This window comes from Vibrio sp. 397, from assembly GCF_033339395.1.
Taxonomy (GTDB): Bacteria; Pseudomonadota; Gammaproteobacteria; order Enterobacterales; family Vibrionaceae; genus Vibrio; species Vibrio alginolyticus.
This window is the reverse complement of record NZ_JAWOUN010000002.1, coordinates 183,801-210,730: the sequence shown is the minus strand read 5'-3', so window position 1 is coordinate 210,730 and position 26,930 is coordinate 183,801. Positions and strand designations below refer to the sequence as shown.

The following is a 26,930-nucleotide window of genomic DNA, read 5'->3' as shown; positions in this document are numbered from 1 at the left end:
CAATGGATTGGACGCAGTTGATGGACCGCCCAGAATTACTTCTGATGATTCTGGCTCCAGTTTTCTTTTTCTGCATGCTTGCCGAATATTGGTTCGGACAAAGAAGGGGACGCTTGCCTGAAAGCGCGACGTATTACTTCCCTGAAGTAGCGTGTAATTTTGTTCTTGCGGGCTTACACCAAGCGACAGACATACTCACGGGTTTACTGATTGCTCAGTTGTATTTGTGGTGGTTCGATTGGCGTTTGTTTGATATCGAAATGAGCGTCTCAGCTTTTCTTTTACTTGTTGTCCTGCAAGATTTTTTCTATTACTGGTTTCATCGGGCTAGCCATCGTATTCGTTGGATGTGGGCCGCGCACGTTGTTCATCACAGTTCGGAAAGAATGAACTTCAGTACCGCCTTTCGTCAAAGTTTAATGTATCCGCTAGCGGGGATGTGGATTTTTTGGTTGCCCTTGGTGATTATTGGTTTTGAGCCAAAATGGGTTGTCTTCGTTGTGTTGTTTAATCTGGGCTTACAGTTTTTTGTTCACACCCAATCAATTCGTTCGCTCGGGCCACTAGAGTGGGTATTTAACACGCCGTCTCATCATCGCGTTCATCATGGTGTGAACCGTCAGTACATCGACAAAAATTATGCGGGTGTATTAATTATTTGGGATCGAATGTTCGGAACGTTTGAACCAGAGGTGGAAACGGTTCGGTATGGGGTTTCTAAACCTGTAAACAGCTTTAATCCCATCCGCGTGACGTTTGCAGAATGGAAAGACATGTTTTATGACGTAACTCGACCAAACTTATCATGGAAACAACGCTGCCGCCGTTTGTTCGCTCCGCCATCGGATTTTTATGAGTAAATTGAGATAAAGAGATTGGAGCGGGCAGCGGGAATCGAACCCGCATCATCAGCTTGGAAGGCTGAGGTAATAGCCATTATACGATGCCCGCGCATCGATAGGACTCAATTAATATGCCACACTGGACGAAAAAGAAAAGTCTTTTCTCATCAAATGTTTGTCAGTTGCCTAAAAAAGTAGCGGACTGATGTTAAAGTGTTCATTGTCTCTGGTTTTTTGTGGCACTCGCGATTCCGCTACTAAGCCTAGGGGCTTCCAATTAGGTCGTAAACACCGAATTCTTAGGTGTTTAGATGTTGATGATATTCAAGATTTTCTGTGTAAAGGTTAATCTCGTTTATTGAACAGTCACGTTTCATGGTCAAGACTAGATATTGAAATGATTACTTTTTACTGTTGATGCGTATGTATAACACAGGGTAATTCTGCTGAAACAGTCAGCTTAACCAAAGGAGATTTAACATGATGAGAGGTTTGATATTAGGGCTGGTGGTGATGCTGGTATCTGCTTGTACTACCGTTACAACCGATGTAGATAAACAAGCCGACTTTTCAGCATACAGAACGTTTGACTTCGGTGCTCAGGCGGAAGCTCCTACCAGTATTGATGGTCGACGTATTGAGCAAGGGCTTGCTGAACAGCTTGAGGGTAAGGGTTTAATTAAGGTAAATAGTGGCGGTGACCTTTACGTACATCATGATATCGTAGAAGAATCCGAGCTTGTTTCTTCAGGATCGTCGGTGAGCTTTGGCTATGGCTGGAATAGCTTTGGTGTGATCACTTCAAGCCCAGAAAGATATAAAGAACGTAAGTATGGGAAGTTGGTGGTTGAACTGGTTGATGCAAAGGCTAATCAAGTCGTTTGGAAAGGCGTTTCAAGTCGTAAACTGTCTGAGTCAATGAGCTCTGAGAAACGAGAATCTCTCATCCAAGAAGAAATCGCGAAGATGTTTGAAAGCTACCCTTACGGTGAAAAATAATTAGTATTCTTAACGATTAAGAATACTAATTGCCAATAGTTACGCACAGGGTTAAAAGAACTTATCATTTTGGTTCTGGTTACCTTTGTGCGTACGACTCTGATTGCTTTACTCGGACTACTTTTCTGCTTGTTGGCTCCGAGCATGAGCCTGCCGTACTCACACCCAAATTTTCTTTCCTTTCATAACCAGAATATTGCTGTTGACGCTAAGTCGAAGCACTTTTCAGAACATCCTATCTCTCCAGTACAACAAGACTATCCGAGTTTAAACAGCCGGAATAGATTGAGGGTTAGCCATGCTAAGGAAATGAGCTCGAACGACGATGTAGAACCCGAATGGTTTGAAATGCTTGATGTAGCATGGTGGGCGCATCGTTCGGCAATTTACTCGATGAAGCGGCTAAAACGCATCGGCAATGAGGCTTTAGGTTGTTGTATTGAAAGTATTTTTACTCACTTTAAATACAGAATCGGAGTGAGAAAAGAATCGAATTTCATATACCGCTTTATACATGCTCGCTAACACATTCCATGTTTTTGCAACTTTTTGGTTAATTATGCTTAGGAGCGGTTTATGTTTGATTCGATCATTCAGGTCTTGAGTGCTTTTTGGCATCAAGATTTCACGGCGTTAATGGCGCCAGGCAGTGCAGGTTTGGTTTATTTTGTTGTTGCAGTGATTATCTTTTTGGAAAGTGGTTTTATTCCTGCTGCACCTTTCCCATGCGACAGTGTCGTCGTATTATCCGGTACGCTGGCGGCGGTTGGCGTCCTTGACCCAATTATGATCATGTTGGTGATAGCTGTTAGTGCGGGGTTGGGAAGTTGGGCGGCTTATTTACAAGGCAAGTGGCTAAATCGCTTACCTAAGGTCCAAGGCTGGGTGAGTGCGGTTCCTCAAAAGCGTTTGGAACGGGTCGACGTGTTACTCAGTAAACATGGATTGATTGCGCTTTTGTGCGCGCGGTTTATTCCGGTTGTTCGTTCCCTATTGCCATTAATGATGGGGTTGCGAGTGAAACGTATTAGTAAATTCCATTACTTTGCGTGGCTGAGTGCGATTTTATGGACGCTGATATTATGCGGTTTTGGTTCATTACTTCCTTTGCTACCGGAAAATATGAGCAAAGCAATCACAATGCTATTAATGGCGGCACCAATAATTACTCTTGTGATTGGAGTGCTTAGTTTCTTGTTTGTTAAAGCACGTCGAGCGTTCTGTAAATCCAAGGATGTGTCTGAGTTTTCTCAGTAAGTTTACTTGATTTGCACTTTTAAGCTTGTATGCAGATTAGACATCTAATCGACAGGTTTTTGTCAGTAAAAAGAAAGGCGCAATGTATGCGCCTTTCTTTTTGAGTGTCGTTAGGGTTTCGAATTTAATAGCCAATGCTATATAGGTATTCGCCAACTTCTTTGCACTGAGACTTGTAGATGTTCTCTACTTCAGACTCATTCTTATCTGCTGCTTTAAATTCAAGTTCGGCAGACGATAGCTGGTCAAAGCTGTAGTCTCTCTCAGACATTAAGTAGTGTCTGAACATCGCTCTGTGTTCCGGAACTGCAATACGTGCGTTAGAAACGTTGGCACACTCTAACAGAGTGTCGTTACTCATTTCTTCTGGCTTAGTTTCTGTGTTTGCAAAGGTTGAGCCCGCTGAAAATAGTAATGCTAGTGCGATGGTTGTAGCGATTCTTGTCATTATATGGACCTCAAATTGGTTCTAGTAACAATGAGCATATTGGCTCTTATCGTTACATTTTCGTGTTCTCTGTATGTCATAAAAAGTTAAACAACAGAGAAGGCGTTGCGACCATGAGTAAAGACGTACATTAAGTTCGCTTCCTTTCTTCCTGAGAGGCGATAAAGAGAGCGTTGACTCATGAGTCCGCCATAACTGTCTAGAGGTAAGCGAGATGCTTGTTTTGCCAACTCCAGTAGTGGTGGAGAAGAGAAAGCAATAAGTAAAAAATAATCAGGAGTAAAATCTGATGATAAAACGCCATCAGTAGCTGATGTTCGGCGACAGGAGACAAGCCCGAACAACTCGCGCTTTATATGTAGGCAGTAACTTTCTGAACCCCAAGAGCTCAGAGAAGCTGAGGCATGAAAATCAGTGTGTGCTAGCTCAAAATCGTCTTGTTGAGAGAGTTTAAGTAGGCGCTCGGAAGTGTAATGTTTGGTGTAGTGCCACTCATGCGCATATGAAGCTGTGATGAGCCCTGAGAGCAGGGACAAAGAAAGCATCAATAATATACGGTGTAGATAACGCAAGAAGTAACCCTAAACATATAAAGCCACAGTTACCCACCATGATTAAGGAATCTTAGTGGCACTATGATAACGATGAAAGCCAGTGTCTGATCAACTCAGCGTATACTAACGAGATGGAAGGGGGATGAACAGAGTTTTCTGATCGCACTTAGGTATATCAGCGAATAACACAATAATTTTCGCTTTCGAGTAAGCGAAAATGGAAAGAGAGTCGTTGCACAGGACGATTAAGCTAACAGGATTATTACTAGGGAAGAAATAGAATCTTCTTTTTCTTCCCCATATGTGTCGCATCGATATTATGCGCTTGCGTAAATAACGCTGCCGCCTTTTATGGTGTCAATGATCTCGCGAGACAACTTCTCTGGCAAAGCAGGGCAACCCCAACTGCGTCCGAGGTATCCATTCTTCTTGATGAAGGAAGGGTTTGCGTAATCGGCGCCGTGCACGACAATGTAACGCTCGCGAGCTTTGTCGTTTAATCCAGAGCTTAGCCCATCTAATCGAAGTGAATAGCCATTTGAGCCGTAGTAAGTGGTATCAGTCAAAAAAGTGCCCAATGATGTTTTTCGCGAGTTCACGACATTTGAAAACTGTGTCGCTGTTTTCTTTCCGCTGTTCACGCCGTGAGAAACATACGTATTGTAGATTAGCTTCTTTTTATCTAAATCAACCACATAAAAACGCTTTTCAGTTGATGGTTTACTATAGTCGATGATCGTTAGTACCGACTTCTTTCTATCGGGTGTCTTCTGATAAGCGATGTAAGCGTCACTGAACAACTTAAAGTCTACTATGCCATCTAGCTTGGCTTGTTTAAACACATGTTCAGCTTGCTTTGGTCGTAAATGATCCCTGGGTTCGTTATCTGATTGTTTTGCAAAAGCAAAAGGTGAGACAGACAACAGCGCACATGTAAATAATAAAATTAACTTTTTCATCTTGGCTAAATAAAACTCTATGGTGTTACAAATTTACCGATTGCTTCATGCATTCGTTAAAACAACATGCACATCAATATAATTCTATTCCCAATGTTTCTTATTGCACGCTTAGGTGCTTGATATTGGGTTGACGATAAGTTTTCGAGTTAAAAACTAACTAATTGAAACTTATATAAAATATGAAGTTTAACGATGGTTTCTATAAACTTCGGCGTAAATAATATCTGATATATGTAATTAATAAAACTGTGTTTAAGGATATTTGTGAAGTTGCTAATTTATAAAAACGGCGTTTTATTTTTCGTACTTTAGAAACTCTTTTTATTTCAATGTGTTTTCTTTTTCTACGCTTTATCCAATACCTCAAAAGTTTGTGATTTAACTCGTAACAAATCGTAACGCCGAATCGTTATGTGTATAAATGCATTTATAATGTATGAATAAACAACAGGGTGGTAAGAAAAGGCAGTAAAACAACGGTGAATCGGTTGTTTTTAATTCACGATTGACAAAGCTAAGTCTAAGTCGTACAAAAATTGAACTTGTGAATGTATCGTTTAAGTGAGAGTGATGAGCTCGACAAAAGTGAAGTGATGCGTGCTATTGTTTATTCTCTAATTTATTCGATTACATAAGGAAGGGTACATAGTAAAAATTGAAAAAATAATTCTATCGTGTGGATTAAAATATATAAATAATAAAACTTAGAAATTAAAAGATAAGAACGCCAGATATTAATTCATTAAATTTTTGAACATGAAAGTAAACTCTATCTATTATGTTTGGTTTGGTTTGGTTTGGTGTGAAAGCGCTCGTCTCATTAAGAAAAGCGCTCAAATTTATTTAAGGACGGTTATGACAGCATTTAATAAAGTGTTTATTGTCACTCCCAATGTTAATGATTTTGCAATGTTGCAAGAGTCGCCATTGGAAATGTCTCTTCAAGTAACGGCAAGCAAACCTATCCAACTCTATGGAGAGTCTGTTAAAGCCAGTTGGAAAAGTATTGATATTGAATGGTTAGACGTTAAGGGTGAAAAGCCATTACCCAGGCCTGATATTGCAGCATGGGGATCTTTTACTCTTGCTGTATCCGCTTCTATTGCGGATAAGCTCGATGTGTTGAGCGAGAATGTCGAATTTTTACCATTAAATCTACAAGGAAAGCCTTGGCGAGCATTAAACATTGTCACTCAAATTGATGCCATTGATACCTCTGCTACCGAGTATAATCTTCGTCATGGTAAGCTAAGTCGTGCTAGACCGTTTAAGAAACTCGTTTTGAATAGAGAAGCCGTTAATGAATCTGACTTGTTCAGAGTAAAAGGTGCTGGGCTCAGAACGTTTTGCACGGACAAAAAAGGTGGCTTGTACGATAGCGTCAAAGCGCTGAATTTGACCGGTTTGGATTTCAAGGAAGTGCTGGTTTAAAAACGAATAAATAGTGATTTACTCGACTAAAGTCATAGATATAGGTATGGGGGAACAAAAGCTGAGCATCTATCAATGAAGCTCATATACAACTAAATACAGCCGCCACAGTTGTGACTGCTGTACTTCTCCCCTTAACTTATGTTCTTGAAACCCTAATTGAGCTGACCATGGACGCATCAAATCGACTGTCGTCATTTGCCGATTGCCACCACAAGCTCAATTGTTCTTTAGTCATTGGTTTGCCAAATAAATAGCCTTGCATATAGTCGCAGCGGTATGCCGATAGCCATTCATGCATCATATTGTGTTCAATACCTTCTGCTGTAACCGTTTTATTTTGGGCATGGCATAGCTCAATAATAGGTTTGATCACATGGCCGTTATTGGTGTTCATCAATGTAACGAGGAACTCTCGATCAAATTTGATTTTTTGAACCGGATACTGAACGAGCTGAGTTAACGATGTGTAACCAGAACCAAAGTCATCAATTGCAAGACGGTAGCCACGTTTTGATAGCTCATCAAGTAGGGCCGTGCCTTGTTGTTCTGCGGCAAAGGTTTCGGTTATTTCTATCTCAATACATTTTGGTTTAACCTGGTGCAGTGTCGCTTGTTCATGGATGTAGTTTGCCATTTCTATCGAGTTTAGCTCCGCTGATGATAAATTGACCGAAAGAACAATGTCCTTACCGAAAATATTCCTTAATTGATGGTATTCCGCCGTTGCATTGGCGAAAACCCAGCGGTCAATTTTATCAAATAATCCGGCTTGCTCTGCAATTGGAATAAACTCCTTTGGAGGGATAGGGCCGATACCTTCGGCTTCCCAGCGCAACAAGACTTCTAACCCCTCAATTTCGTTGCTTCGATTGTTCATATAGGGTTGAAAAACAAGGTGGAATTCTTCCTCTACATTGCTTTTTCGGAGCGCACGTTCAAGTTGACTTCGTCTTTGAGACTCAATATTGAGAGCGGCTGAATAATAGGCGTATTGATTTTTCCCTGCCCGTTTTGCTTGATACATAGCCGCATCGGCACTGGAGAGTAACTTCGCGATGTCAGTACCGTCTTGAGGATATTGTGCAATACCTACGCTTGCCGTAACGGGAAATGAATTACTCCAAGATGAACTGAGATTACTAATCGGTTTTAGCAGCTCTGATGCAAGCAAATCAGGCAAGCGTTTTACCTCTTGATTTGAGCTCAGCAAAATTGCAAATTCGTCACCAGATAACCTGGCGGCAAAGCAGGGGCTGTTGTAATCGTGCGAGAACTTTTGACAGGCATTCTTGATGTGTGATGAGAACACTTTTAATAAGTTATCTCCCAATTCATGCCCGTATTTATCATTCACGTATTTAAAGTTATCAAGATCGACGTAAACAACCCACAGAAACTGCGAAGGGGAGATAAGTTCACGAGTGGCAAGCTCATGAAAACGATGGCGATTGGCGAGTTGCGTCAGGTGATCCGTTTCAGCTAGGCGTTTTGTCTTTTTATAGATGACATTAAGTTCCTCATACATATCAAAAAAGCGTGCAGAGAGGCGTCCTATTTCATCGTTTGTTTCTAGCTTTTCAATATTGTCACGTTGATTAGATTCAAGTTCGTTCAGCTGCTTATCAAGGCGAGAAACAGGGCGCAACACATAGCGGTACAACACCAAAATGATTAATGTGATGGTGAAAAACGCCGCTACGCCAAAGGAGAAAGCAAGTTCTAGCCACACTTTATCGACTTTATTCCACATTAAATATTCGGCAGGAGAAAGCACGGCATAAAAGTGCGGCAGCAGCTCAATGGTTTGAGCGAGAGGAATATCAAGATAAATGGGTTTGTCGGCGAAAGTAATCACGCTGTGCGTGTCAAACTCGATGTCATGCTTAATCTCGTTAAAGGCTTCAAGTGATACGGAAACTACCACAAAAAACACATTTTTTGAGTCAAAGCTCAAAGGGTGAGTCCCCGTTCTTTTGTCGACGACCTCATATTGAAGAAGAATGCTTTGTCCACTGGAGTTATAAATAAAGCCAGTGTGACTGAAAGCCTCTCTCTCATTGAAACTTCGTGATATGTACTCTAACACCTTTGGGTCGACCACACCTGATGATTCGTAATATTTGTTTTCTGTGTAATAGAGAAGGTTTTGTTTGCCGTCGAGGATCGCCATGCTCGCATCGCCTTTGTAACCATGGCTTAATACTTCAGCGGTCTCGTCTAATCGATTAAACAAGACTCGCTCACGATAGGGGTTGTTATGATTAACCAAATAGTCTTGTAATACATCACTTTTACTGAGCGTATAGGCATAGCTATTAAGAAAAATATTCGCTTGTCGAAACTGCCCGGCGAGCTTTTCCATCTGCAACTGAATATAGCTGTCTTCCCGCTTGATGAGCGTCACTTTTTGAATGCTATAAATAATATAGCTAGATACTAACGCGCTTAATAAGATCACTGGCGCGACAAGCAAAATGACTCTATTGCTTAACTTCATTATGGTTCTTAGTTTCCGTTTGTGTCCCTACAAACGTCGCGTACCAGGTAAGGTACTGAACGGATGATGTGTTTTGGCAAATTGTAACCAGATTGTAAGGTGAGCGTTCTCCAAAATCAGGCAGCTATCTAAGAATTGTGATGACGTGAAAGGTTTCGAGCTTATTAACTAGAGGTTTTCTCAGTAGTTGGACGTCTCTTTTCCTTCCTCCTTGTATAAAACCTAACCGTAATGATAGGAAAATACCGTCATCGAAACGTTTCGATTGTAAAGTGTGACTCAAGTGCGCTTTTCCTATTCAATGACAATTGAATTACAGATCATTCTCACACCTTATCGATCTCACACTGGTCAAATTGCGATGACGAATTATTATTTCATCGAAACGTTTCGATGAGTTTTCTGTTAATAACGAAAACACTTTAAAACAGGCGCTCATGGTTGTATGAACGTGTAACCGAAAGGTCGATGAGATGAAAAAAAGTACCCTAATTAACTCAGATATTTCTTACTTGGTGGCGACGCTAGGCCACACTGACGAGATCACGATATGTGATGCTGGTCTACCAATCCCAGAGCATGTTCAGCGAATCGATTTGGCGCTAACGCATGGGGTACCAAGTTTTCTTGATACTGTTCGCGTAATTCTATCTGAGTCCCAAATCGAAGGGGTCATCATTGCGGAAGAGCTCTCTGATGCAAGCCCAGTTTTGCATGAAGCGTTGCTCAACGAACTGAGCAAAGAGAGTGAAGAAACGGGCAAATCTATTGAAGTGAGCTACGTGTCACATGAAGCGTTTAAAGCACGCACGGCGCAAAGTCGCGCTATCGTAAGAACTGGCGAATGCTCGCCATATGCGAACGTTATTTTCCAAGCGGGCGTGGTTTTTTAAGCCAGAGATATTGAGGACAGATTATGACTCAAGCCATTCTACAACTAAGCGAAATTGAGAAGGCGTTTCCGGGCGTAAAAGCACTCGACAAAGCAAGCCTGAATGTTTATCCAGGCCGTGTTATGGCGCTGATGGGTGAAAATGGAGCAGGCAAGTCAACGTTAATGAAGGTGTTGACAGGCATTTACCACATGGATGCGGGGAGCATTCAATATCACGGTCAGCCGGCGGCCTTTAAAGGGCCACGCGATTCACAGGAAGCTGGTATTAGCATTATTCACCAAGAGCTGAACCTGATTCCTGAACTGACGATTGCCGAAAATATTTACTTGGGACGAGAGTTCACCGGCTCCTTAGGGCGTATCCAGTGGGGCAAAATGTATGACGAAGCTGACAAGCTTTTAAAACGTCTCAATGTAAAGCATTCATCAAAAACATTGCTTGGCGATTTAAGCCTTGGTGAACAACAAATGGTGGAAATTGCAAAGGCACTTTCGTTTGAGTCGAAAGTCATCATTATGGATGAGCCAACGGACGCATTGACCGATACGGAAACGGAATCACTATTTAAAGTGATTAATGAGCTTCGCGAGCAAGGATGCGGCATCGTATACATTTCGCATCGTCTTAAAGAAATCTTTGAAATCTGTGATGATATTACGGTGCTTCGTGATGGTAAGTTTATCGGTGAGTGCAAGGTGTCCGACACTGATGAAGATGGCCTAATTGAAATGATGGTTGGCCGAAAATTAGAAGAGCAATATCCACGTATTGATGTCCAACATGGCGAAACTTGTCTTGAAGTCATTGGTTTGACTGGGTCTGGCGTTCAGGATGTGAGCTTTACTCTCAAGCGTGGTGAGATTCTTGGAATTTCTGGCTTGATGGGCGCAGGCCGCACTGAACTCATGAAAGTCATTTACGGCGCATTACCTAGTGAGCATGGTGTTATCAATCTTGATAACAAAACTATTAACCCGGTTAGCCCGCAAGATGGCTTGGCAAATGGTATCGCTTACATCTCTGAAGATCGCAAAGGCGATGGTTTGGTTTTAGGTCTTTCGGTTAAGGAGAACATGTCACTTTGTTCGCTAAACCAGCTGACCAAAGGCTTCCAGATTCAACACAGCGACGAAGTGATTGCTGTGGAAGATTTTATTAAGTTATTCAACATTAAAACCCCAACGCGAGATCAAATCATCGGCAACTTATCTGGTGGTAACCAGCAAAAAGTTGCGATAGCGAAAGGGTTAATGACGAAACCTAAAGTTCTGATTCTGGATGAGCCGACACGTGGTGTTGATGTCGGAGCAAAAAAAGAGATTTATCAGCTCATCAACAAGTTTAAGGCCGAAGGCATGAGCATCATCTTGGTTTCTTCCGAGATGCCTGAAGTGCTCGGCATGAGCGACCGTATTTTAGTGATGCATGAAGGTCGTATCACTGGCGAATTTGATGCGAAAGACGCCGATCAAGAAAAATTACTCGCCTGTGCCGTAGGCAAAGAGATCAATGAGGAAGCAGCATGAGTACGAATACCATGAGCAAACCAACCGAAACGAGCAACAAGAAGTTGTTCACAAAAGAGTGGCTGATTGAACAAAAATCACTGATAGCTCTGATCTTTCTGATCGTTGTTGTGTCATTTTTGAACCCGAACTTCTTTACGGTCGACAACATTCTCAACATTCTTCGTCAAACCTCCGTGAATGCCATTATCGCAGTGGGTATGACATTAGTTATTTTAACCGCAGGCATCGACTTAAGTGTTGGTTCGGTATTGGCGTTGTGTGGTGCCTTTGCGGCAAGCATGATTGCGCTTGAGGTTCCTGTGCTGGTGGCGGTTCCAACTGCTTTAGTCGCAGGTGCAGCGTTAGGTGCGATCAGCGGTATCATTATTGCGAAGGGTAAGGTGCAGGCATTTATCGCTACGCTGGTTACCATGACGTTACTACGAGGTGTGACCATGGTGTACACCGAAGGTCGACCAATCTCGACAGGCTTTACTGACACCGCGGATGCGTTTGCATGGTTTGGTACTGGCTACGCGCTAGGCATTCCGGTTCCTGTTTGGTTAATGGTGGTTGTGTTTGCAGCGGCTTGGTATTTACTTAACCACACACGCTTTGGTCGCTATGTTTACGCACTAGGCGGCAACGAGTCTGCGACGCGTCTATCAGGTATCAATGTAGACCGAGTGAAGATTGGTGTCTACGCCATCTGCGGTATGTTAGCAGCGCTTGCAGGCATTATTGTAACGTCTCGTCTTTCTTCGGCGCAGCCAACAGCAGGTATGGGCTACGAGCTAGACGCTATCGCAGCGGTTGTTCTTGGCGGTACCAGCTTGATGGGCGGTAAAGGCCGTATCATGGGTACCTTGATTGGTGCGCTGATCATCGGTTTCTTGAACAATGCACTTAACCTACTTGATGTTTCTTCCTACTACCAAATGATTGCAAAAGCAGTGGTTATCTTGCTGGCGGTATTGGTAGACAACAAAAACAAGTAATTCATAACAATCTGTATATATAAAACAGTGAATACAAACCGAGTCAGGGGACGTGTACTGGCTCACCCTACACAAAGGACTAGAACGATGAAAAAACTTGCAACTCTTATCTCTGCTGCACTTATTTCTTCAACCGTATCGGTAGCGGCGCAAGCTCAAGATACCATGGCGATTGTGGTTTCGACGCTAAACAACCCGTTCTTCGTAACGATGAAAGACGGTGCGGAAGCAAAAGCGAAAGAATTGGGGTACGACTTAATTGTACTGGACTCGCAAAATGACCCGAGTAAAGAACTGTCGAACATCGAGGATTTAAGTATTCGCGGCGTAAAAGCAATTCTTATCAACCCAACGGATTCTGATGCAGTGTCTAATGCAATTCGTATGGCGAACCGTTCTAAGATCCCTGTGTTGACATTAGACCGTGGTGCAAGCCGTGGTGAAGTTGTGAGTCACATCGCGTCGGACAACGTAATTGGTGGTGAAATGGCAGGCCACTACATCATGGAAAAAGTCGGCGAAAAAGCAAAAGTCATTCAACTTGAAGGTATTGCGGGCACATCGGCAGCGCGTGAGCGCGGTGAAGGCTTTATGAATGCCGTGAAGGGCAGCGATATGGATCTTCTTGCTAGCCAACCAGCTGACTTTGACCGCACGAAAGGTCTAAACGTAATGGAAAACCTGCTAGCGGCTAACCCGGATGTACAAGCGGTATTTGCACAGAATGATGAAATGGCGCTAGGTGCACTTCGCGCAGTTCAAGCTTCTGGCAAAGGTGTCGTTATCGTTGGTTTTGATGGTACGGAAGACGGCATTGCAGCAGTTAACCGTGGCAAACTAGCGGCAACTATTGCTCAGCAACCAGACCTTATCGGTGCTTTAGGTGTTGAAACGGCTGACAAAGTTTTGAAAGGTGAAGAAGTAGAAGAGTACATCCCAGTACCACTAAAAGTAGTCACTAAGTAAGTTTTAAGTTCAATAAATCATCCTAATTTTTGCTCTCTCCTCCGTTTATATCTGTCGTTTAGGAGGTGAGGGCAAACTTACCCAAAATACTGCAAAGTGTGGGGTATAGATGCCTTTGGCTTTTTATCGAGACTCCTTCGTCAGGAAGAGAAGTTAAAGTCATCTAATGTATTTTCCTAAACAGTTTTTAAAAAGGGTTCATTCAGAACCGAGGATAACCGTATGAATAAGTTAGTGGTGTTAGGTAGTGTAAACGCTGACCATGTTCTTCAAGTGCCTTCTTTCCCTCGCCCAGGCGAGACGCTGCATGGTCGCAACTATCAAGTTATCCCAGGTGGCAAAGGTGCCAACCAAGCCGTCGCGGCGGCGCGATTAAATGCAGACATCGGTTTTATCGCTTGTGTGGGCGATGACTCATTCGGCATTAACATTCGCGAAAACTTCAAAATGGACGGCATCGATATCACTGGTGTGAAGATGCAGCCAAATTGCCCGACAGGTATCGCGATGATTCAAGTGTCGGACAGTGGTGAGAACAGCATTTGCATTTCAGCTGAAGCGAACGCCAAACTGACAGCAGAAGCGATTGAGCCAGATTTAGAGCGTATTCGCCAAGCAGATTACTTGCTAATGCAATTGGAAACGCCGATGTGCGGCATTGAGAAAGCTGCGCGAATCGCGAAAGATGCCAAAACCAATGTCATTCTGAACCCAGCGCCAGCTCGCGAACTGTCAGATGAATTACTGTCTTGCATTGACGTGATTACACCAAATGAAACGGAAGCTGAAGTTCTGACAGGTATTACTGTAACAGACAACGAAAGCGCGCAAGAAGCGGCGAATGTGCTACATGGTAAAGGTATAGAAATTGTCATGATCACACTCGGTGCAAAAGGCGTTTGGCTAAGCCAAAACGGTCGAGGCGAAATCATCTCGGGTTTCCGCGTTGAAGCGACGGATACTACCGCAGCGGGCGATACATTTAATGGGGCATTCGTCACTGGTCTCCTAGAAGATTTACCTTTAGAATCAGCGATTAAGTTTGCACATGCGGCGGCTGCAATTTCTGTGACCCGCTTTGGCGCGCAAACGTCGATTCCAACCCGCGAAGAGGTGGACGCGTTTCTCGCTGAACAATAAGGCGCACAACGCCTCATTAAAATAGGAGTAGTAACATGGCGACGATGAAAGACATCGCAAAACTGGCAGGGGTTTCCACTTCAACAGTGAGCCATGTTATTAACAAGACGCGTTTTGTGAGCGAAGAGATCTCTGAACGCGTTAACAATGCCGCAAAAGAGCTTAACTACTACGCGCCCTCTGCGTTGGCGCGTAGCCTCAAAGTTAATCGTACCAAAACCATTGGTATGCTCGTGACAACCTCAACCAACCCATTCTTTGGCGAAGTCGTAAAAGGCGTCGAACGCAGCTGCTACCAAAAAGGCTACAGCCTCATTTTATGTAACACCGAGGGTGATAACGAACGTATGCGTCAATCCATTAATACGCTATTGCAAAAGCGTGTCGATGGTTTGATTTTGATGTGTTCGTCGCTAGAAGGAGAGCGTATCGATGTATTTGAGCGTTACCCAGATATCCCAGTAGTGGTAATGGACTGGGGGCCGATGCTATTTACAAGTGATAAAATCCAAGACAACTCACTTCGTGGCGGTTACTTAGCGGCGAAATACTTAATTGATTGCGGCCATACCGAAATTGGGTGCATCACTGGCCCTTTGATTAAACACCAAGCGCAAATGCGATACGAAGGTTATAAGCGAGCAATGAACGAAGCGGGCTTGGAATTTAATGCCAATTGGATCATTGAGTCTGACTTCGAATGTGAGGGTGGGTATCAAGCGTTCAAAAAAATGGCTCAGCGTGGCGCATTACCCAGCTCGATTTTCGTCTCTAACGATATGATGGCGATGGGTGTGATTAACGCCGCAAATGAGCTCGGTATTAAAGTGCCGGACGACCTATCCATTATTGGTTACGATGACATCCATATCGCGAAATTTATGTCGCCATCGCTAACTACCATTCATCAGCCTAAGTACCGTTTGGGGCAGGCTGCCGTTGAGACTCTTGTCCGAAAGTTGGATGAAAAATCAACAGAGGCACAGGTCGTACAATTAGAGCCGACTCTAGTGGAACGAAAAAGCGTCAAGAGGTTAAAGTCAAACCTCACTGAATGACGTGTGATGTTGAGCTAAAAAATTAAAAAAGTCGTTTCTCTTTATACGATAAAGCCTTACTATCGTCGTTGATTATAAATAAAACTATTAATTGTTGTCTGGCGGATTAGTCAAATGTTATCAAAAGGTTACGCTAAGTTATCTGTAAAACACCCTTGGTTTCACCGAGTTAATGTTATTACAGTTGTATTGATTTTTTTTGTGAGCTGCTATCAGCTACTGGTTAATGAAGCATTTGAGTACGCAATTGGCTTTATTATTACACTTTTGGCGTCAGCTTTATTTGCATCAGCTTCTGCATTCAAAAAACGCTATCTAGGCTTGGACTCATAGGCACGTCTATTTCCAACACCGTGCAATAGCATCATTTATTGCTTTCAAGTAAACATTGAACTGAATTATGATCGAGTGCATCAAGAGGAGGACAAATGTCCTCCTTTTTGTTGGGGATCACGCTCTAATATAAGCGTATTCCAAACAAAATAATAAAGGACATGTTATGGACCTCTTTGCCTTACTCGATATTAATAATGCTCTCGTTAACATTCCGATTGGCGACGGCTACGCAATGAGCTGGATCGAAGCTTTCGGTACCGTTTTTGGACTGCTTTGCATTTGGTTTGCCAGCCAAGAAAAAACCATCAACTACTTATTCGGTTTGCTGAATGTCACGCTTTTTGCCGTTATCTTTTTTCAAATTCAGTTATACGGATTATTGCTTCTTCAATTGTTTTTCTTCTGTGCGAACATTTACGGCTGGTATGCGTGGACTCGTCCAAACGCACAAGGTGAAACGCTGGAGGTTCGCTGGTTAAATAAACAGAAACTTATTACTACTGCCTCTATTAGCGTTGCATGTATCGCATTATTAACGATCTATATCGACCCATTTTTCTTTGCGCTAGCAAACATTGCTGTTGATAGCTTGAATCTCTTTGGTGCTGACTTGGCTGAACCGGTGCTTGAACCTGACGCGTTCCCGTTCTGGGATGCAACCATGACAGTACTTTCTGTTGTTGCACAAATTCTGATGACACGTAAATACGTCGAAAACTGGATTCTATGGGTTGTGATTAATATTATCAGTGTGGGTATCTACGCGACGCAAGGTGTTTACGCAATGTCTGTTCAGTACGCGATTCTTATGTTCATCGCTGCCAATGGCACGCGTGAGTGGGCTCGTAGCGCTAAGCGCAATGGCGATAAAACCTTAGCGCACGCTGCTGCGTAAGGAACGAAAAATGGCCAAACAACCTCATATCGGAGTGGATGAAACACAAATCGCTCCCCTCGTTATTGTATGCGGCGAGCCAGATCGAGCGAATCGTATCGCGGTATTATTTGATGATGCAGAAATGGTGTCGGAAAACCGCGAGTACCGTGTGTTTACCGGCAACTACAAAGGCAAGCCTGTTTCAGTATGTAGTACAGGTATAGGTGCGCCATCGATGATCATCGCAGTGGAAGAGCTAAAACAGTGCGGTGTGACTCATGTGGTACGCGTTGGATCGGCGGGGGCAATGCAATCAGGCATTCATCTTGGCGAGTTGATCATTGCCGAAGGCGCGGTAAGAGATGAGGGCGGCTCTAAAGCGTATGTCGATTCGTCTTATCCAGCCTACGCAAGCTTTTCACTGTTAAAGGAAGTTGAGCGTTACTTGTCGATGCAAAAAGTGCATTATCATTTTGGTGTGGTGCGTTCTCACGACAGTTTCTATACCGATGACGAAGATGCAATATGCCAACATTGGAACAAGAAAGGCATCTTAGGTGCCGATATGGAAACCTCTGCGCTGTTTACGGTCGGTCGACTACGAGGCCTTCATGTGGCTTCGATATTAAACAACGTGGTGCTGTATCAACAAGATGTGAAAGAAGGTGTTGGTCAGTACGTTGATGAAGCCAAAGTAATGATGCAAGGTGAGAAGAGTGCCGCGATTACGGCATTAGAAGCCTTGGTTGCTCAGCGTTAGCCAGTCTCTATCTCAGTAAGTCACATAAACAGAATAGATGTAAAGCGACAGGTCACTGTCGCTTTTTTATTTGGAGTTACGGGGTACAATCCACCTTAAATAGTTGTCCGTAACTTTTTCTGAGAGAGCAGAAAATGAAAATCAGCCCTTATCCGACTGGTCGCTTCAAAACATACCTTGAAGAAAAGAGTGCCACCTTTCGCGATTTGATTTATCAATGCCAAATAAATTCGCGTTACTTTGATGCTGGGGAAGCAATTCTCCGCCAAGGTGAGCAACTTCAGTACTTGTATGTTGTGCCAGTAGGTCGAATCTCGATGAACATATTGGCCGCAAATGGACGACGTTTTCAATTAGGGGAAGCTAACTGCGACTATCATATTTATGGTGAAATGGAGTTCTTCACTCAGACCCCTTGTCAATGGAATGTGATAGCAGATGAACATATGCAGGTTGATGTTATCTGTATCCAAAAACTAACCGAAGCACTGCAAAATCATCCCCAAATGATGGTGTTCTTCGCTTCAGCATTGGCTGAGGATTATCAAGACTCCATGGATATCTACACTAATCGTTTGTTGCATCCCATTACTTACAACATTGCCTATGATCTTCTCGTCCGTAATCAGACGGATAAGTTGCTTGGTGGTTTTGATAAAGTGAACCAAGAGGCTGAGCGGTTTGGCACCTCAGGCCGAGTCTATCGACGTGCAGTTAAGGACTTGATTGAAAAGGGATTGATTACAAAAACGGACAACGGTTTGGAGATTATTGATGAGCTGGCACTCAAAGCGTTTATTGAAGCGCATGAATGATACGCCCAGGTATTGAAACTGATGGGTTTTATAAGTCTTTGATATATCTAAGTCTTGAGTAAACGTAACTAATGTAAAGTACCTTAAATTTTGTTGAATGCATTAAAGAGTAGCGTTATATTGCGAACGCGTATGATAATAGATCTCATTAAGGCTTAACAAAATGAAAAAATTCGTCGGTGCGGCTATGCTGTCGTTATTTACTGTTTCTCCTTCTTTCGCTGCTAAAGTTGTGATTGACCACTACATGGGTCAAACAGAGCTAGAACAATCCCCAGAGCGTGTGGTTGTGATTGGCTTTGGCCCGCTAGATGCGTTGGACAACTTTGGTATCGATCCCGTTGCAGTATCTAACTCTTCTAATCTTCCTAGTTACCTTTCAAAATACAGCAAAGATAACTACACCTCTGCGGGTAGTTTGTTTGAACCTGATTTTGAAACCATCTACATGCAAAAACCGGATTTGATTTTGGTTGGTCCGCGAGCGTCTGCGAAATATGAAGAGCTGAGTGAAATTGCCCCTACAGTTGTTTTTGCGGCGAAAGAGAACCAAGGCTATTGGGAAGGCACGCAAGCGCAATGGCGCAATATTGGTAAGATCTTCAATATCGAAGAAAAAGTAGAGCAGAAAATTGAAGCGCTAGATGCTCAATTCAAAGCAATCCGTGACTACAACCAATCGAACAAAAATGATGCACTAACGATTTTAAGCATGGGTGACAACATCAGCGCGTTTGGTGCCCAGTCGCGATTTGGCGTCATTTATAACGACTTTGGCTTCTTGGAAACGGTTGAGCACGTGAAAACGGGCACTCACGGAGATGTCATTTCTTATGAGTTTATTCGTGAAGCTAACCCGAAAAATATTCTCGTGGTTGACCGTAATTCTCTGACAGGTACGCCGGATAACGATATTCGTAAATCCATGGATAACGACTTAGTCAAAGCGACCGCAGCATATAAAAATCATAAAATCACTTATTTAGATGTGGACGCGTGGTACTTGTCGATGTCTGGTGTGACAGCAACAGAAAAAATGGTCAGTGAGATAAAGCAAACCGTTGAACTGTAATCCAAGATAGCAGAGGTTAACTTTGAAGAAGTTATTGCTAACCCTTGTGGTTTTAAGCACGGTTTCGTTATTTGTTGGGGTGGCAAACATGACGCCCCAACAACTCTTTTCAGGTGATGAGAAAGCATTAGAGCTTTTCTTTACTAGCCGTATACCACGTTTATTTGCCATACTGCTTGCTGGTGCTGGCTTGAGTATTGCGGGTCTTGTCATGCAGCAAATCAGCCAGAACCGATTTGCTGCACCTTCTACAACTGGTACGATCGAATGTGCCATGCTGGGCTACGTACTGAGCGTGGTTTTCTTTGGTAACGACAATCACCTTTTGCTCGTATTCGGCATCTCGGTATTTGGGACGCTAGCGTTTGTTTTCTTTATTCAGCGCATTCAATTTAAGAGCGTGGTTTTTGTGCCTCTTGTCGGGATTATTTTCGGCAATGTCATCCAATCCATGACTACGTTTATCGCTTACAAATATGATGCACTTCAAAGTCTGAATGCTTGGACAGTCGCAAACTTCGCCAACATCTTGCGTGGTGATTTTGAACTGCTGTACATCGCGGTACCAATGGTCATCCTCAGCTATCTTTTTGCCGCAAGGATCTCTGCCGTAGGTATCGGAAAAGATTTCGCGATTAACTTGGGTTTGAATTATCAGCAGGTTGTGACGATTGGCGTGCTATTGGTGTCCATCATGTCAGCAAGTGTCGTGATGATTGTTGGCCAGTTGCCATTCTTAGGGCTGATTGTACCGAATCTCGTGAGTCACTTTTATGGCGATAATCTCAAAAAGAACATTCCGCTTACGGCCATGTATGGGGCGATTTTGGTGTTGTGTTGCGACTTGGTGAGTCGTTTAATTATTTTCCCTCATGAAATGCCAATCTCTATCGTGATCAGCATATTGGGTGGCGTGGTATTCATCGCTATGTTGTTGCGAGGTAAGCAACATGCGTGATTCAACGAAAATCCTGCTGCTAGGTGGCATTGCGATTCTTTTCGCGTGTCTGTTTATTGGTATTGGGCTAACGGCTGACAACTACCAATATTTTTTGTCTCGTAGAGTTCCTAAAGTATTGGCGATAGTGCTAGCGGGTGTGGCCATTGCTCAGTCTTCACTTGTATTTCAAACCATTACGCACAACCGAATTTTAACGCCAAGTATCATGGGTTTTGATGCGCTGTATGTGTTAACCCAAATTTTGATCGTGTTGATTTTTGGTGGGTTGAGTACCTTAGTGCTTAACTTGTACGTCAATTTCGCGATTGCAGTAATTGTAATGGTGTCGTTTTCGCTACTGCTGTTTGGGTTTTACTTTTCAAAAGGCAGCAAGAACTTGATTACGTTGCTATTGGTCGGCTTGATCTTTGGTCAGCTATTTTCCAATGCGGCGTCATTCTTTTCTTTGCTGATGGACCCAAACACATATGCAATTGTTCAGTCGAAACTGTACGCCAGTTTCAATAATGTCAAAGTGAACTTGGTTTACTTTAGTGCTCCGGCTTTGATGTTTGCATGTTGGTTGTTGTTTAGGATGCATCGCACTTTAGATGTGTTTTGGCTCGACCAAGACAATGCGAAAAGTTTGGGTGTTGATGTACCTAAAGTGACGAGAAATGTGTTTATTATCTCGGCGGTTTTGATTGCTATTTCTACGGCTTTGGTAGGGCCAATCATGTTCTTTGGTTTACTAGTGACCAACTTAAGCCGAGAAATGTTCCGAAGTTACCAACATAAAACGCTATTGGTCGGATGTTCGTTTTTATCCATCAGTTCATTACTTGCGGGGCAATGGATAATCGAAAACGTGTTCAGTTTTGAGACGACGTTGAGTGTCGTAATTAACTTTATCGGCGGTGCGTATTTCTTATACCTGCTGCTGAAAAACAAAGTTGTATAAATATGATAGTAATAGACAAATTAACGAAGGCTTTCGGTTCAAACAAAGTCGTAGACGAGGCCAATACTCAGTTTGAAAAGGGCAAGGTAACATCGATTATCGGTCCAAATGGCGCGGGAAAGAGCACGCTGTTATCTATGGCCTCGCGCTTAACGGAGCGAGATGGCGGTAGTGTTATCATTGATTGCAAGGAAATCGCGGAATGGGACACAAAAGAGCTAGCGAAAAAACTGGCAGTACTTCGCCAAGCTAACTCGATTACAATGCGGTTTACCGTAAAAGAGTTAGTCTCTTTTGGTCGTTTCCCATACTCTAAAGGAAATCTGACTAAAGAAGATCATGAGGTCATAGAACAAGCAATCGACTACTTAGATTTGCAAGATATTCAAGACAAATACTTGGATGAATTAAGTGGTGGTCAGCGACAGCTTGCATTTATTGCTATGGTGATTGCACAAGATACAGATTATGTCTTTCTTGATGAGCCTCTTAATAACTTAGATATCAAACACTCTCTTCAGATCATGAAAGTTGTGCAGCAGTTAGCCCATGACATGAATAAAGCCATGGTGGTCGTGATTCATGATATTAATTTCGCGGCGTGTTACTCAGATGTCATATTGGCGCTTAAGAAAGGCAAGGTTGTGGCGAGTGGTGCGGTTGAAGAGGTTATTCAAGCGTCTACGCTAGAGGACATCTACGAAACGCCATTTAACATCATAGAGTTAAACGGTAAGCGCATGTGTACCTATCATTAAGCGAGCTAGTTCGTTTTTAACGAGATCAATAGATAGGCGGGCTTACTTGGTGAGCTCGTCTATGATTGGGCATCGGCTCTCTGCATCTCCAGGACAAGAAGAAACCCAACCTTCAAGTTGCGTTTTGATCTCCATGAGGTGTGCAATTTTTTCTTCAACCTCTCTCAGTTTGTCCATGGTTCTTGCTTTTACTTCGCTACTTTTGCGGTTGGGGTTATGAGCAAGTTGTACGAACTCTTTGCATTCTTGCAACGAAAAGCCTGCGCTTTTTGCGCGTGATACCAAGTTAAGCTCTTGAATATGATTATCTGAATATTCGCGATAGCCAGAGTCGCTACGCGCTGGTGGAGATATGATCCCTTTGTCTTCATATAATCGAATCGACTTAGATGAAAGCCCTGTGAGCTTCGCGACAGCACCAATATTCATGTTTAACCTCCATAACGTTTAAGGCGAGTATATACCGATGTTGTGGATAAGACACTCCTAAATAACAGTCAGTTACCTAGAGTCCCCTTACTCTTTAATCACTTCATGTGGTGGCACACCAAATGCCTTTTTGAAGGCATAAGTGAAGTTAGAAGGGTGGTGGTATCCGGCTTCATAGGCGGCTTCTGTTATCGTCACTAGGCCACGTTCCAAATGTTGCCTAGCAATCTCAAGACGTCGAAAACGAATGTAGCCGTTTATGGTCATATTAAGTGATTGTTTAAATCGGCGCTGCAGGTTTGAAACACTCATTGAGAATTGGCTCGCCAACTTTTCCAAGCGTAGTTCTTGATCAAGGTGAGTTTCAATATAGCTGACAATATCCTCAATCCGACCATCAATGTGTCGTTCAATACTGCTGTTTTTAGCACTGAAATTCTTAGGAATTTGCTTGGTGGCTTGATGTAATATTTGATAGATCAAGCTTTCGACCTCTAGCTTTTCTTGGAACTCTTGCGGTGTTTCTCTATTTGTTAACGTTTCGGCCAGCTCGCATAGCGTCTGGTTAGGCTCCAACTGTTGAAACGCCTGATGAGAGTTAAAAAAGGCTCGATGACTACAATTTTGCTCAAGGCGGGCCTCTAGCCATTGGGGCTTAACCAATATGTTGATCTTATTAATGAGGTTATCTTTGAGCAGTGAACGACGAAAATTTGCAGGTTTGAGTAAGTTCACCACTACACCCTTAGGGCCGTCGCTCGCGTCTAAATCAAATTGCAAATCGTCGTAGCCAAACGAGAGTCTACCTTCTAAAAGAATAGTGACCAGCAGTGAGGCGTGTGCAGTAGAAACAATATTCGAATCAATAAGTTCTAGACAACGCCCGCCATGAACAAAAATTTGATCATTGTACTGATATGATAGGAACTTACCTTCGGCCAGTTGAGTTTGACAAGGTTGGCCTTGCGTGACAATCCATTGTTTCTCTGTCGCCTCTAGTCTTTGGGTTAAAGCTATCTTGGCAATTTTAGTTCGTTTTGTTGTGACTTCCTGCATTTGACACTTCCTCATAACACTTGTGCGATTTCGCATAACCAAATCGCCTTTGTATTTATAAAACTCGTGCTTATTATACCTGAGAATTATTATCATTAATATTTAGGAATGAAGTTATGGAAAGCCCTGCTTGTTCACCTATCAAGCTTTCAAGCCTTTGCCTTGCAGTGGGAATGGCGCTATCAACCCCTGTTTTAGCTCAAGATACTGAGTCACATTTTGAAGAGGTCGTTGTATGGGGAACGAAAGTTTCCAGCAACACTGAGTCGATGTTTGCGGACGACATGTCACTGAAGCAAGCGGATCATATGTCTGATTTACTGCGCGATATTCCCGGTGTAGATGTTGGTGGAACACACTCTGTGAATCAACGTGTTACGATTCGTGGTTTGAGCGAAACCGATTTGGACATTCGTCTTGACGGTGCTTCTCAGCATGCGAGCATGTTCCATCATATTGGTAACTTGACGCTGAACCCTGACATTCTCAAATCTGCGGACATTCAGGTAGGTAATAACTCTGTGACTCAAAACGGGTTAGGCGGTTCGGTTTACTTTGAAACGAAAGACGCTCGTGACTTACTTCGTTACGATGAAAAGTTTGGTGCGCGTGTTTATGGCGGCTATGCATCTAACGACAACCAGCAAGGTTCGTTGACACTGTACGGACTTTTGTCCGAAAACATTGATGCGATGGTCTATGGCCATTACGTTACGCGTGATGATTTTGAAGATGGTGATGGCAATAAAACCTATGGTGCTGCAGGTGATGTTTACAACATTCTGGCTAAGCTGGGGCATGAACTAAATGACATCCATCGTTTTGAGCTCTCTTATGACATGTACCGAGACAGTGGAGATTACAGTCCGCGTCCTGATATGTCTGGTAGTGCAAATAATAGCCTGTCGAGCAAGTTACTTATCCCTACGGATTATGACCGCGATACCGTTACCTTGAGTTACGAGTTGCGAGGCGAACAACACCAAGGAAACGTCACTCTTTATAATACCGAGACAGAAATTAAACGTGACGAAACGGTGATGGCCCCTCGTTGGCCCTCGAACCGTTTATCAAAGAACACCGCCAAAAACCAAAACTTTGGTTTGAATGGCAAATTCCAGTCAGATGTTATGTTAGGTGAGTTTGATAATCGAGTCACTTATGGCTTCGACTACATGGATAAAACGTCTTCGAGTTACTACGGTAGTCGTAAGTTTATGGACGAATCGGCGATTTCAACCGCACTGTTTGTAGAAGATCAGTTCTTCTTCTCTGATGCCTTCTTTATTACCGCAGGTATGCGCTTTGATGATTACAAACGCAAAGCTGAGACAGGAACCAGTAATTATGATGATGTGACTTGGGCTCTAGCAGCAGAGTGGGCGGTGACTCAAGATTGGACGTTGTTTGCGAGTGCACGTTCTCTATTTAAAGGTCCAGAGCTAATGGAAACCTTTATTGCTTACCAAGACGTTGCATTTTTAGAGGATGGGTTAAAGCCAGAAACGGGATTGAACACGCAGGGTGGTGTTCGTTTTGATAAAACCTTTGATAAGCATTTCTTTGGGGCGAATATTACGGTATTCCAAACGGAAATTGATGATTACATTGCAGATCAGTACCAAAACGCGACTCAAACTTACCTGATTTACAACTTAGGTGATGTTGAGATTAAAGGCTTTGAGGCAAGTGCTTCTTATGGTTACGACAAGTTTAACAGCAAACTTTCTTACTCTAAGTCGGACACCAAAAACAAGAATACTGGTGGTCCTGTTGCTGGGGGCAATGGGCGTAGCATTGATATGGGTGATAGCATTGCTCTAACTTTGGATTACCAGTCAGACGCTTTAGAAACGATCTTCGGGTGGAACTCAATGTTTGTTCTAGAGGAAGACAACGTCTTTGATGGTCAGCCAAAGAAAGCAAGTTATGATGTACATAATCTATACGCTCAATGGGTGCCGTCTGATATTGATGGACTGTCGGTGACCTTTGGTATTGATAATGTATTTGACGAGTTGTACAGCTCTCATGCGTCTCGTTCGGGGACTGCACGTGGCTTCACGCTTGATGACTACGAGCCGGGTCGCAACTTCAAGCTCTCTGCAGCTTATCAATTCTAACAAGGTTCTTCATAGGACGTTTCAAAGTAACGAGTAAGTTCATGATTAAAGAAAGCACCCGAATAGATAGCGAACACGCTGACAAATACTTAGTGACGCTTTGTCGGCATTTTGGACGAAAAGTTCCTGCTACTTGGAATGAAAATAGCGGTTTGGTGACATTTCCGACGGGAAAAGCTGAGTTTAACCTTTGTGCATCTAGCTTAACTATAACCTGTGAGGCGGATTCAGAAGAGAAACTGAATACGGTGAAGGCGATCATTTCATCGCATGTGGACATGTTTTCTCGTCGAGAAACACTAGCACTTAGCTGGGTTCGTTAGCGCTCGTTTAGGGATGCTGTGATAGAAAGGGAATGTTAAAAGCAAAAGCCCGCAATCTTATGATTTGCGGGCTTTTATTGTTTGAATGCTATTGCGCTTTCTCAGGCTCTAGGCTTTTTTTTTCCTGCTGCATTTTTGCTAGGAAGTAGATGTTAACGCAAGCTATAAAACCGTTAGTTAGTACTACAGGCCAAGAATCAATCATTAGTCCGTAAGCAGTAAATAGCGCACAACCAATAAAGTTAAGGATACGAAGCTTAACAATATCTTTCATAGTTAGCGAAATCGCGACCATGATTGAAGCTGCATAACCTAAAATCTCAACCATATTTATGTCCATTTTTTGACCCTCTTAAAATCTGCCGAATTTTGTCGGTACCAATTCTTCTCATCTTGAGATTAATGAGGAAGCTCCATGCCTCGAATGGTCTTTTTTTGTTGTATGGACGCACTATATCAATGGAAAAACCGTGATAAAAGCCTCAAATCAAGGTTAAGAGAAGGTTAGCGATTACGCAAACGTTTAGGACTGGAATTACTGATAATTTTACTTATTGTGTTGATTGATAATAACGATGACATTAATAGCTCAAACACCATTGAAAGTAAGGGAATATTTACATATGATTGAAAATGATAATTATTTTCAAGTGCTGTGTTTATGTATTTTATTATTAGCTTGCTCGTGTTTTTTTTGCTGTATATCAGAACAAAACCGAACTCGTGGTGTGCGGGGATTCATATCGTAAGCCACTTTTTTATCGTTGCATTTTGTCCTGCAATTTATGTTGTTCAATATTTAATCGTTACGTTTTTTTCGTCACCGATATTGATTAAGATGTCATCACGCTCCGGTGTATACAACATTCTCATTGCTTTTCTTCCATTATTGATCGCAACCGGCAGTCTGGCGTTTAGCTG

The 26,930-nt window shown here is 42.9% G+C and carries 27 protein-coding genes and 1 tRNA gene; 20 read left to right on the top strand and 8 right to left on the bottom strand.

Annotation, left to right across the window (positions count from 1 at the left end; translation table 11 throughout):
* The first annotated feature begins 2 nt into the window (after positions 1–2).
* On the top strand, positions 3–860 hold the full coding sequence (locus R7P36_RS03980) for a sterol desaturase family protein (RefSeq protein ID WP_005373167.1): 858 nt from the start codon (positions 3–5) through the stop codon (positions 858–860).
* A 16-nt stretch (positions 861–876) separates the two neighbouring features.
* Here the strand turns inward: R7P36_RS03980 and R7P36_RS03975 are convergent.
* Positions 877–951 (bottom strand) — tRNA-Gly (locus R7P36_RS03975).
* 371 nt (positions 952–1,322) lie between these two features.
* Between R7P36_RS03975 and R7P36_RS03970 the strand changes: the two genes are divergently transcribed.
* The 3 genes from R7P36_RS03970 (at position 1,323) to R7P36_RS03960 (ending at position 3,098) form a co-directional block, all read left to right on the top strand.
* Positions 1,323–1,841, top strand: a complete 519-nt coding sequence (locus R7P36_RS03970; protein WP_005382627.1) for a DUF4136 domain-containing protein — start codon at positions 1,323–1,325, stop codon at positions 1,839–1,841.
* 144 nt (positions 1,842–1,985) lie between these two features.
* Positions 1,986–2,366 carry a hypothetical protein gene (locus R7P36_RS03965; RefSeq protein ID WP_225478221.1) on the top strand — a complete coding sequence of 127 codons (381 nt, stop codon included), beginning with the start codon at positions 1,986–1,988 and terminating at the stop codon, positions 2,364–2,366.
* Positions 2,367–2,417: 51 nt separating this feature from the next.
* On the top strand, positions 2,418–3,098 hold the full coding sequence (locus R7P36_RS03960) for a DedA family protein (protein ID WP_213899170.1): 681 nt from the start codon (positions 2,418–2,420) through the stop codon (positions 3,096–3,098).
* A gap of 124 nt (positions 3,099–3,222) precedes the next feature.
* Here R7P36_RS03960 and R7P36_RS03955 read toward each other — a convergent pair whose 3' ends face one another.
* The 3 genes from R7P36_RS03955 to R7P36_RS03945 all read right to left on the bottom strand — a co-directional run bounded on the left by R7P36_RS03955 (position 3,223) and on the right by R7P36_RS03945 (position 5,059).
* Positions 3,223–3,546 (bottom strand): hypothetical protein, encoded by a 324-nt coding sequence (locus tag R7P36_RS03955; protein WP_042522561.1) that lies wholly within the window; start codon positions 3,544–3,546, stop codon positions 3,223–3,225.
* A gap of 86 nt (positions 3,547–3,632) precedes the next feature.
* A complete protein-coding gene (locus R7P36_RS03950; RefSeq protein ID WP_213899234.1) occupies positions 3,633–4,091 on the bottom strand; it encodes a hypothetical protein in 459 nt (152 codons plus the stop codon).
* A gap of 326 nt (positions 4,092–4,417) precedes the next feature.
* Positions 4,418–5,059, bottom strand: coding sequence for a murein L,D-transpeptidase catalytic domain family protein (locus R7P36_RS03945; protein WP_033906463.1), 642 nt, complete (start codon positions 5,057–5,059; stop codon positions 4,418–4,420).
* Between the two features lie 858 nt (positions 5,060–5,917).
* On the opposite strand from R7P36_RS03945, the gene R7P36_RS03940 reads away from it, so the two are divergent.
* Positions 5,918–6,493, top strand: coding sequence for an imm11 family protein (locus tag R7P36_RS03940; RefSeq protein ID WP_053349404.1), 576 nt, complete (start codon positions 5,918–5,920; stop codon positions 6,491–6,493).
* Between the two features lie 139 nt (positions 6,494–6,632).
* On the opposite strand, the gene R7P36_RS03935 is transcribed toward R7P36_RS03940, so the two are convergent.
* On the bottom strand, positions 6,633–8,993 hold the full coding sequence (locus R7P36_RS03935) for an EAL domain-containing protein (RefSeq protein WP_054577813.1): 2,361 nt from the start codon (positions 8,991–8,993) through the stop codon (positions 6,633–6,635).
* A gap of 473 nt (positions 8,994–9,466) precedes the next feature.
* Between R7P36_RS03935 and rbsD the strand changes: the two genes are divergently transcribed.
* The 13 genes from rbsD to vctC all read left to right on the top strand — a co-directional run bounded on the left by rbsD (position 9,467) and on the right by vctC (position 22,078).
* Positions 9,467–9,886, top strand: coding sequence for a D-ribose pyranase (gene rbsD / locus R7P36_RS03930; protein WP_054577814.1), 420 nt, complete (start codon positions 9,467–9,469; stop codon positions 9,884–9,886).
* Between the two features lie 23 nt (positions 9,887–9,909).
* Positions 9,910–11,415 carry a ribose ABC transporter ATP-binding protein RbsA gene (rbsA, locus tag R7P36_RS03925; RefSeq protein ID WP_054577815.1) on the top strand — a complete coding sequence of 502 codons (1,506 nt, stop codon included), beginning with the start codon at positions 9,910–9,912 and terminating at the stop codon, positions 11,413–11,415.
* The gene (gene rbsC, locus R7P36_RS03920) at positions 11,412–12,395 is read left to right on the top strand and encodes a ribose ABC transporter permease (RefSeq protein WP_005373145.1); all 984 of its coding nucleotides are present in this window, start codon (positions 11,412–11,414) and stop codon (positions 12,393–12,395) included. Before rbsA ends, rbsC begins: the two co-directional genes overlap by 4 nt.
* Positions 12,396–12,482: 87 nt before the next feature.
* Positions 12,483–13,361, top strand: a complete 879-nt coding sequence (rbsB, locus tag R7P36_RS03915) for a ribose ABC transporter substrate-binding protein RbsB (RefSeq protein ID WP_213899168.1) — start codon at positions 12,483–12,485, stop codon at positions 13,359–13,361.
* Positions 13,362–13,583: 222 nt separating this feature from the next.
* Positions 13,584–14,501 carry a ribokinase gene (gene rbsK / locus R7P36_RS03910; protein WP_005382617.1) on the top strand — a complete coding sequence of 306 codons (918 nt, stop codon included), beginning with the start codon at positions 13,584–13,586 and terminating at the stop codon, positions 14,499–14,501.
* 35 nt (positions 14,502–14,536) lie between these two features.
* Positions 14,537–15,559, top strand: coding sequence for a substrate-binding domain-containing protein (locus R7P36_RS03905; protein WP_005373138.1), 1,023 nt, complete (start codon positions 14,537–14,539; stop codon positions 15,557–15,559).
* A 499-nt stretch (positions 15,560–16,058) separates the two neighbouring features.
* A complete protein-coding gene (gene pnuC / locus R7P36_RS03900; protein WP_213899167.1) occupies positions 16,059–16,790 on the top strand; it encodes a nicotinamide riboside transporter PnuC in 732 nt (243 codons plus the stop codon).
* A gap of 10 nt (positions 16,791–16,800) precedes the next feature.
* On the top strand, positions 16,801–17,532 hold the full coding sequence (locus R7P36_RS03895) for a nucleoside phosphorylase (protein WP_005373131.1): 732 nt from the start codon (positions 16,801–16,803) through the stop codon (positions 17,530–17,532).
* 134 nt (positions 17,533–17,666) lie between these two features.
* The gene (locus tag R7P36_RS03890) at positions 17,667–18,347 is read left to right on the top strand and encodes a Crp/Fnr family transcriptional regulator (protein ID WP_213899166.1); all 681 of its coding nucleotides are present in this window, start codon (positions 17,667–17,669) and stop codon (positions 18,345–18,347) included.
* A 163-nt stretch (positions 18,348–18,510) separates the two neighbouring features.
* Entirely contained in the window at positions 18,511–19,419 is a 909-nt protein-coding gene (locus tag R7P36_RS03885; RefSeq protein WP_005376635.1) for a siderophore ABC transporter substrate-binding protein, read from the top strand.
* A gap of 22 nt (positions 19,420–19,441) precedes the next feature.
* Complete coding sequence (vctD, locus tag R7P36_RS03880) at positions 19,442–20,377, top strand: ABC transporter permease (protein WP_213899165.1); 936 nt, start codon at positions 19,442–19,444, stop codon at positions 20,375–20,377.
* Positions 20,370–21,320, top strand: a complete 951-nt coding sequence (vctG, locus tag R7P36_RS03875; protein ID WP_005376631.1) for an iron chelate uptake ABC transporter permease subunit VctG — start codon at positions 20,370–20,372, stop codon at positions 21,318–21,320. Before vctD ends, vctG begins: the two co-directional genes overlap by 8 nt.
* Before the next feature lie 2 nt (positions 21,321–21,322).
* Positions 21,323–22,078 carry an iron chelate ABC transporter ATP-binding protein VctC gene (gene vctC / locus R7P36_RS03870; RefSeq protein ID WP_017635379.1) on the top strand — a complete coding sequence of 252 codons (756 nt, stop codon included), beginning with the start codon at positions 21,323–21,325 and terminating at the stop codon, positions 22,076–22,078.
* A 42-nt stretch (positions 22,079–22,120) separates the two neighbouring features.
* Here the strand turns inward: vctC and cueR are convergent, their stop codons facing one another.
* Positions 22,121–22,507 carry a Cu(I)-responsive transcriptional regulator gene (gene cueR, locus R7P36_RS03865; protein WP_005376627.1) on the bottom strand — a complete coding sequence of 129 codons (387 nt, stop codon included), beginning with the start codon at positions 22,505–22,507 and terminating at the stop codon, positions 22,121–22,123.
* An 87-nt stretch (positions 22,508–22,594) separates the two neighbouring features.
* Positions 22,595–23,563 (bottom strand): helix-turn-helix domain-containing protein, encoded by a 969-nt coding sequence (locus R7P36_RS03860; RefSeq protein WP_005382609.1) that lies wholly within the window; start codon positions 23,561–23,563, stop codon positions 22,595–22,597.
* A 116-nt stretch (positions 23,564–23,679) separates the two neighbouring features.
* Here R7P36_RS03860 and R7P36_RS03855 point away from each other — a divergent pair, with 116 nt between their 5' ends.
* Together R7P36_RS03855 and R7P36_RS03850 are read left to right on the top strand one after the other, a co-directional pair.
* Positions 23,680–25,686: a TonB-dependent siderophore receptor gene (locus R7P36_RS03855; protein ID WP_318122019.1), complete on the top strand. Its 2,007-nt coding sequence runs from the start codon at positions 23,680–23,682 to the stop codon at positions 25,684–25,686.
* 41 nt (positions 25,687–25,727) lie between these two features.
* A complete protein-coding gene (locus tag R7P36_RS03850; RefSeq protein ID WP_005376622.1) occupies positions 25,728–26,009 on the top strand; it encodes a DUF2218 domain-containing protein in 282 nt (93 codons plus the stop codon).
* A gap of 88 nt (positions 26,010–26,097) precedes the next feature.
* Here R7P36_RS03850 and R7P36_RS03845 read toward each other — a convergent pair whose 3' ends face one another.
* Complete coding sequence (locus R7P36_RS03845) at positions 26,098–26,349, bottom strand: YgjV family protein (protein ID WP_171345631.1); 252 nt, start codon at positions 26,347–26,349, stop codon at positions 26,098–26,100.
* Positions 26,350–26,930 lie beyond the last annotated feature (581 nt).